General features: G+C 65.6%; 10 protein-coding genes. All 10 read right to left on the bottom strand.

The window, feature by feature from the left end:
- Positions 1-47: 47 nt before the first annotated feature.
- On the bottom strand, positions 48-1,058 hold the full coding sequence (locus tag ABQ271_RS15005) for a hypothetical protein (RefSeq protein ID WP_349309515.1): 1,011 nt from the start codon (positions 1,056-1,058) through the stop codon (positions 48-50).
- A gap of 50 nt (positions 1,059-1,108) precedes the next feature.
- Positions 1,109-1,444: a tryptophan synthase subunit alpha gene (locus tag ABQ271_RS15010; protein ID WP_349309516.1), complete on the bottom strand. Its 336-nt coding sequence runs from the start codon at positions 1,442-1,444 to the stop codon at positions 1,109-1,111.
- 50 nt (positions 1,445-1,494) lie between these two features.
- A complete protein-coding gene (locus ABQ271_RS15015; RefSeq protein WP_349309517.1) occupies positions 1,495-2,484 on the bottom strand; it encodes a ParB/RepB/Spo0J family partition protein in 990 nt (329 codons plus the stop codon).
- Entirely contained in the window at positions 2,484-3,413 is a 930-nt protein-coding gene (locus ABQ271_RS15020) for a ParA family protein (protein WP_349309518.1), read from the bottom strand. Before ABQ271_RS15020 ends, ABQ271_RS15015 begins: the two co-directional genes overlap by 1 nt.
- 183 nt (positions 3,414-3,596) lie before the next feature.
- The gene (gene rsmG / locus ABQ271_RS15025) at positions 3,597-4,268 is read right to left on the bottom strand and encodes a 16S rRNA (guanine(527)-N(7))-methyltransferase RsmG (protein ID WP_349309519.1); all 672 of its coding nucleotides are present in this window, start codon (positions 4,266-4,268) and stop codon (positions 3,597-3,599) included.
- Complete coding sequence (locus ABQ271_RS15030; RefSeq protein WP_349309520.1) at positions 4,234-4,737, bottom strand: R3H domain-containing nucleic acid-binding protein; 504 nt, start codon at positions 4,735-4,737, stop codon at positions 4,234-4,236. The genes rsmG and ABQ271_RS15030 overlap by 35 nt, the downstream gene beginning before the upstream one ends.
- Before the next feature lie 21 nt (positions 4,738-4,758).
- On the bottom strand, positions 4,759-5,856 hold the full coding sequence (gene yidC, locus ABQ271_RS15035; protein WP_349310918.1) for a membrane protein insertase YidC: 1,098 nt from the start codon (positions 5,854-5,856) through the stop codon (positions 4,759-4,761).
- A gap of 6 nt (positions 5,857-5,862) precedes the next feature.
- The gene (gene yidD, locus ABQ271_RS15040) at positions 5,863-6,177 is read right to left on the bottom strand and encodes a membrane protein insertion efficiency factor YidD (RefSeq protein ID WP_349310919.1); all 315 of its coding nucleotides are present in this window, start codon (positions 6,175-6,177) and stop codon (positions 5,863-5,865) included.
- 38 nt (positions 6,178-6,215) lie between these two features.
- Entirely contained in the window at positions 6,216-6,554 is a 339-nt protein-coding gene (rnpA, locus tag ABQ271_RS15045; protein WP_349309521.1) for a ribonuclease P protein component, read from the bottom strand.
- Between the two features lie 9 nt (positions 6,555-6,563).
- The gene (rpmH, locus tag ABQ271_RS15050) at positions 6,564-6,701 is read right to left on the bottom strand and encodes a 50S ribosomal protein L34 (RefSeq protein WP_026302947.1); all 138 of its coding nucleotides are present in this window, start codon (positions 6,699-6,701) and stop codon (positions 6,564-6,566) included.
- Positions 6,702-7,002 lie beyond the last annotated feature (301 nt).

The following is a 7,002-nucleotide window of genomic DNA, read 5'->3' on the forward strand; positions in this document are numbered from 1 at the left end:
AGGACCCGCGCGACTGCTGTCGCCGGGTCCTTCGTCGTTTCGGCCCTTCACCTGCGGAAAAGCCGCCGCCACCAGCCCAGCGACCGGCGCATGTCGCCGCGTCGGTGGAGCTGTTCCCACACGACGCGCCCCGCCGCCGTCCGCTCGATGTGCTGCGAACCCGGTAGGTCGTCGATCGTGATCCGTCCACGCACGAGGTCAGCGGTGTCGACCGGCAGCCCGAGCGTCGCGACGACCACATCGACGAGATGATCGTCGTTCGGCTGACCGAGGAGGCGCTCCACGGCATCCAGATCCGTCCCGAGCTCCCCCAGCGCGGTCCGCATGTTCTCCTCACCGCTCAGGAGCGTTGTGGGTATCAGCTGGGCGCGACCCAGCATCCGCTCCACCTCGCCGACCTCGCCCCCTGCCGAGAGCACCGGCCGCCACCGCGCCTGCCACCAGAGTGTGAGATCCGGGATGCCGCGCATCGAAACCCTGGCATCGACAGATTCGAGAGCCGCACGGCTGTAGACCTCGATGGTGAGCGCATCCCCGTCCGCCTTCACCGCAACGACGGGTCTCTGTGCGGGCAGCCAGTACTCCTGAACGTCCCCCCGAGACTGCAGAAGGTGGACGTCGCCGGCCGGGACCACGCTGATGGATGCTTCCAACTGCGCCGCGATGTCCTGTCGGCGCACTGGGTCGATCGGAACCGCACCGCCGATGACATAGACGGCGCGCGGCACGGGACGACCGATCTCTGCCTGCGGAAGCGCCTCCTCACGAAAGGATGCCGAGGCGAAGAAGACCGGGTTCTCCAGCGTGACGTCCGCCCGCCACTCCGCGGCCAGCGACGTCAGCATCGTCTCCGCAACCGTCGTGGTGACCCCACCGTCCTCCCGAGCGACCACGAGCCCGCCGGTTTCGTCGAGTGCGACGCGAACCACGAGTCTTCCGTTCGCGGTGCCGATCACCGCCGGAATGCGCCGTTCCTTCAGCGCGCCCTCGACAGCCTCCCCCGTCGGTCCGCTGTGGGAGCGGATGTCGAGGGACGCACTCTGGATCGATGAAGACACGTGTGGACCGTAACGCCGGTGTGTGAACGACGATGTTTCACGTGGAACAGTCAGGAGGCGCGGACCGACACGTCCCAGGCGCGATGCGGTTCGCTACCGAGAAGTCGCCACACCGCCGCACTCAGGGCGGGGTAATCCAGAGCTATCTGGCGCAGCACTCGATAGTTCCGCGCTTCGTTCGGCCGCTTTCCGCCGTCAGCAGCGATGTTCTCTGCCCGCAACGTCAGGACCACGAGCTCGTCGACCGTCGGCAGGTCTTCCATGAATGCCCAGGGGTCTTCACCCTGAAGCACGCGCTCCTCGACGATCACTGCGAGCTCATCCGACGCCTCGGCCCGCAGCACTTCAAGGCTGGCGCGACGGGGGAGATTGGGACGATCACTCACCCCACAAGCCTACGCGGGGACCCTGTGTTCAGGGTCGGAGCGACCGGGATTCAGGACGCGCCGAACTCCGTTTCGCCCAGTTCTGCCAGGATGCGATTGAGATCCTGGATCGTCGCGAAATCAATGCTGATCTGGCCTTTACGAGCAGTGAGAGCGATCTTGACTTTGGTGTTCAGGCGGTCCCCCAGCCGTTCCGCCACGTCGTCGAGATGCGCACGACGCGTCCCCGCCTTCGGCAGCGGACGCACCCGGTTGCCGATCGTCTTGGCCGCGGCCTCCGCTGCGCGCACGGAGAGATCTTCGTTGACGATCTTGTCCGCGAGCCGCTGCATGGTGTCGACGTCGTCGACCGACAGGATCGCTCGTGCGTGGCCCGCGCTGAGCACGCCGGCGGCCACGCGCTGCTGCACGGGCACCGGCAGCTTCAGCAGACGGATCGTGTTGCTGATCTGAGGACGCGAGCGTCCGATCCGCGTTGCGAGCTCCTCCTGCGTGATTCCGAAGTCCTCGAGCAGCTGCTGGTAGGCCGACGCCTCTTCGAGCGGGTTCAGCTGCGAGCGGTGGAGGTTCTCCAGCAGCGCGTCCCGCAGGAGGTGCTCATCCTCCGTCTCGCGCAGAACGGCGGGGATCGCGGTGAGACCCGCTTCGCGCGCAGCGCGGGTGCGTCGCTCACCCATGATGAGCTCGAACTCGCCCTCGTCATTGCGGCGCACGACGACGGGCTGGAGGACACCGAACTCCCGCACGCTGTGGACGAGCTCGGCGAGGTCATCCGCGTCGAAGTTCGACCGCGGCTGACGCGGGTTGGGCACGATGCTGTTCGGATCGATCTCGATCAGGCGGGTACCGGGCACAGCAACGAGATCGTCCTCTGCCGACGCGAATGCGGCGGCCGCGGCATCCGCGGACTCCATCGCGTCCGGTGAACCCTCCGACAAAGATGCGCCGGGGAAGAACACATCGACAGGACGTGCTTCCGACGTGTCCTGCGTGGGGATGAGGGCACCGATGCCCCGGCCCAGTCCGGTTCGCTTCGCCATCAGTGGGCTCCTTCTTCTGTTTTCTGCTCGTGACCGCGCCGCACGATCTCGACCGCCGCCTCGCGATACGCGACCGCGCCAGCGGACTGCCCGTCGTACGCGATAACGGTCTGACCGAAGCTCGGCGCCTCCGAGACGCGGACCGAACGGGGGATGACCGTGGTCAACACGCGTTCGGGGAAGTGGGTGCGGACCTCGTCGGCCACCTGTTGGGCCAGTCGCGTTCGACCGTCGTACATCGTCAGCAGGATCGTCGACAGGTGCAGCGACGTGTTGAGGTGCTTCTGGATCATCGTCACGCTTCCGAGCAACTGACTCAGGCCTTCGAGCGCGTAATACTCGCACTGGATGGGGATCAGGACCTCGGTCGCCGCCGTGAAGGCGTTGATGGTGAGCAGTCCCAGCGACGGCGGGCAGTCGATGAACACGAAATCGACGTGATTTTCGCTCAGATACGTGTCCAGAGCGGTCCTCAGCCGGTGTTCCCGCGCAACTCGCGACACCAACTCGATCTCCGCGCCGGCCAGATGGATCGTGGAGGGCGCACAGAGCAGGTTCTCCGACTCCGGGCTGGTCTGAATGATGTCAGCCAGCGGCTCTTCGTCGATGAGGACGTCGTAGATGCTGGCAACCTCCGCACTGTGAGGGATGCCGAGCGCGGTGGACGCGTTGCCCTGTGGGTCCAGGTCGATCACCAACACCCGGGCGCCGATCGAGGCGAGACCTGCGGCGAGGTTGACCGTCGTGGTCGTCTTCCCCACGCCGCCCTTCTGGTTCGACACCGTCACCACACGAGTCGTACCGTCGAATTCGACCTGCACACCCGCCAGTGCCTTCCGACGCGAGGTCAGATCGGCAAGTTCCCGAGCGATCGGACTGTCGTCGAATGAGAAGGGTGCGGGAGAGGTCGTGTTCTCCGAATCCGGCACCTGTTACTCCTGTCGTGTCGAGGACCATCTCACTGTAGTCGAGGCCTCCCCCAGACCCGATTCGTCACGTAGTTTCACGTGAAACACCATGTCGAGGGCACCCGCGCCGTTTCACGTGAAACAGTGCAGCAATCGACGGTCGTGGCGCACACCCTGTTTCACGTGAAACACCGGCAGCCCGCGCTAGCGAACGACGGCGCGGATGACGCGCGTGGGTTCGTCGATCACGCCGTCACCTACCGGTTCGACACGAACGTGCGTGAGGCGGAAGGTACGGATCACTTTCTGCGCAGCGGTGATCTCATTGGCTGCGTTCGCTCCCTTGAGGAGAATCAGCTCGCCGCCGTTACGCACCAGCGGCGCCGTGATCGGGATGAGCGTGCGGAATGCGCTGACGGCCCGCGCGGTCACGGCATCCAGGACCGAGCCCTCAGCCCATTCCTCGCCGCGAGCACGCACGATCTGGACGTTGTCGAGGCCGAGCTCGTCGGTCTGCTCCGTCAGCCAGGCGACACGACGCTCCATCGGCTCGATCAGCACCCAGCGCACGTCAGGACGCGCGATAGCGAGCACAAGACCTGGAAGGCCGGCCCCGGACCCGATGTCACCGACGCGTGAACCGGCCGTGAACAGCGGGGCCGCCACAGCACTGTTCAGGATGTGACGGGTCCAGATGCGGGGGAGTTCGAGTGGCCCGATGAGCCCACGCTCCTCGCCCTGCGCGATCAGCGCATCGGTGAAGCGACGTGCGAGGTCGATCCGATCGCCGAAAACAGCCGATGCGGCATCCGGTTCGGACTCGGGTGTTTCACGTGAAACGTCAGCCACGTCGAAGAACCGTGTGGCGGTCAGCACCCTCACCGTATGACTCCGACACGAGGCCGTGCTCAGCCGCGATGTCATGGATGAGCTTGCGTTCGTAGCTCGACATCGGAGGAAGGGATGCCTGTGAGGCACCCTCGTCGAGCCGCTCCACCGCACGCTCGACGAGCTTCTGCAGCTGGCCGCGTCGCGCGTCGCGCGATCCACCGACGTCCAGGATGAGGCGGGAGAACCGCCCCGTCTTGGTCTGCACGGCGATGCGAGTCAGTTCCTGGAGCGCCTGCACGGTGTCGGGGTCGGCGAGCAGTGCGAGAGCATCGGGCCGCTCGTTCTCCACGGAGACGTAGGCGCGGCCGGCGCGCACGTCGAGGGTGAGGTCGCCATCGATGTCGGCGATGTCGAGGATTCCCTCGACGAAGTCCGCGGCGATGTCGCCTTCCTGCTCGAGTTCATCGACAGTCGGCGCCGGGCGTGCGCTGGGGTTCTGTTCAGTGGTCGTCATGAGTGAATCCTTCAGTCCTCGTCAGGACGTGCCGTCCTGCTTGCCCTTCTGAGCCTGCTTCTTCGCACGGTTCTTACCGACCGGCTGCTGCCGCTTGGGGGCTTCCGCCTTGGCGCGTTCGGCCTCTTCGACCAGGCGCTGCTGCTCCGCCTCGTACTTCGCCATCGGGATCACCTTGCCACTCGAGTCGAGTGCCTTGCCCTTCTTGGCGAGGCGCTCCTCGCGGGCCTTGGCCGCCTCGGAGCCGGGGGTGGGCAGGTTACGGATGACGATGAACTGCTGGACCATGGTCCAGATGTTCGAGGTGAACCAGTACATGACGACGCCGAGCGGGAAGAAGACACCCGAGAAGATGAACGCGAGGGGCAGGACGTAGAGCATGATGCGCTGCATCTGATACGCCTGGCCGGTCTTGGCCTCGGGGGAGAGGTTCTTCGAGATGATCTGCAGCTGCGTGAAGAACTGCGACACGATCATGAGGATCACGAGGATCACGAGGATCACGACCGTGGCGGTCTGATTCGTGTTGATCGCCTCGATCATGTTGACGTGCAGCGGCGCGACACCGAACAACTCCGCGTTGTAGAACTCGCGGGTCAGGACGGGGTTCAGAAGCCCGGTGCCGCCGATGCCCCACTCCGCGTGGCGCTTGACCTCACTGAGTGTGTAGAACATGCCCAGCAGGATCGGCATCTGCACGAGGAGAGGAAGACAGCTCGACAGCGGCGACGTGCCGTGCTTCTTGTACATCGCCATGGTCTCGCGGCTCATGGCCTCGCGAGAGAGCTGATCGCGCTTGCCGCGGTAGCGTTCCTGGATCTTGCGCATCTCCGGCGCGAGTTCCATCATCTTGCGCTGGCTCTTGATCTGCCGCACGAACAGCGGGATCAGTGCGGCGCGCACCACGATGACGAGTCCGATGATCGACAAAACCCAGGTCAGACCGGCATCCGGCTGCAGTCCGATGGACGTGAAGATCCAGTGCCAGAAGACGAGGATCGCCTCGACGACGAACTTGAACGGCCAGAGGATGACGCTGAAGAAGTCCGTACCACCCGGACGCGGGGTCGTCGGGTTCGGAAGCGGCGGCAGGGTCGCCGCGGCGGCGAAGAGATCCACCAAGGATCAGTCCTTTCTGCGGGGCACGACGAAGCCGTGCGAAGTCAGGTCGTGCCGGAAGTGCGCGTGAGGGGGGACATCATCGATGCCTCCCGCTGCCCACGGGTGGCATCGGGCGAGTCGGGTGGCTGCGAGTGCCGACCCCTTGATCACACCGTGCTGCTGCACCGCGCCGAGCGCGTAGGCCGAACACGAGGGATAGTACTTGCACACATCGCCGTACACCTGGGAGATGGTGGCCCGGTATCCGTGCAGGAGGCCGATGACAGCGTTGCGGGGGAGAAGTGCGATCGCTGCCGGCAGTGACGCGGCATCCGCCACGGCATCTCCCCGTGTATACGAGGGAAGCGGTGCGGAACTCACGCGGCAGCCTTCCGCTCGAGACAGCGGACGACCTCTGCGCGCAGCGTTGCGAAGTCAGCGGATGCCGCAGCCGGCAGTGCGCGGATCACGACATCGGCTCCGACCCGGACGTCCGGGAGGGCTTCTGCGCAGATCGCCTTGAGCCGACGACGGACGGTGTTGCGCACGACAGCGCCCCCCACTTGCTTGCTCACAATGAAGCCGAAGCGTGGGGGGCGCTGCTCAGACGTGCTGACCACATGGGTCACGCTGTGCGCTGCGGCGCACCGAGAACCTCCGCGGACGACGGAACGGTAGTCCGCCCCGCGCGTGATTCGGTTCCCGCGCGCCAGCACCGTGTGGTGTCAGGCCGAGAGCTCGGTGCGCCCCTTGGCGCGACGAGCCGAAAGGATGGCGCGGCCGGCGCGGGTGTGCATACGGGCACGGAAACCGTGCTTCTTGGCGCGGCGGCGGTTGTTGGGCTGGAACGTGCGCTTGCTCATGAAGATCACTCCGGATGGGCGGGGTCACCCGAATGCTCGGCCGGGGACACAGGTACATGGGGGACTCGCGCCGGGAGGCACAAGTCAACCGACCTAGGATACGTCGAGATTCCCGAGATCCCAAACCGGGATGCCGACCGGCCATTATCCACCGACGCCGGAATCGCGCTGGCGACGACACGCGGGCCGGTTCTACAGTGGGTTTTGCCTTGCGGAGCGCCGATGACTAGCGTGATCCGGATACTTATCCACAGGCTGTGCACAGTCCTGTACACACCATTGTCCACACCCCGGGAGGGTC

The sequence above is a fragment of the Microbacterium sp. MM2322 genome (genome assembly GCF_964186585.1).
In the GTDB taxonomy this organism is placed as follows: domain Bacteria; phylum Actinomycetota; class Actinomycetes; order Actinomycetales; family Microbacteriaceae; genus Microbacterium.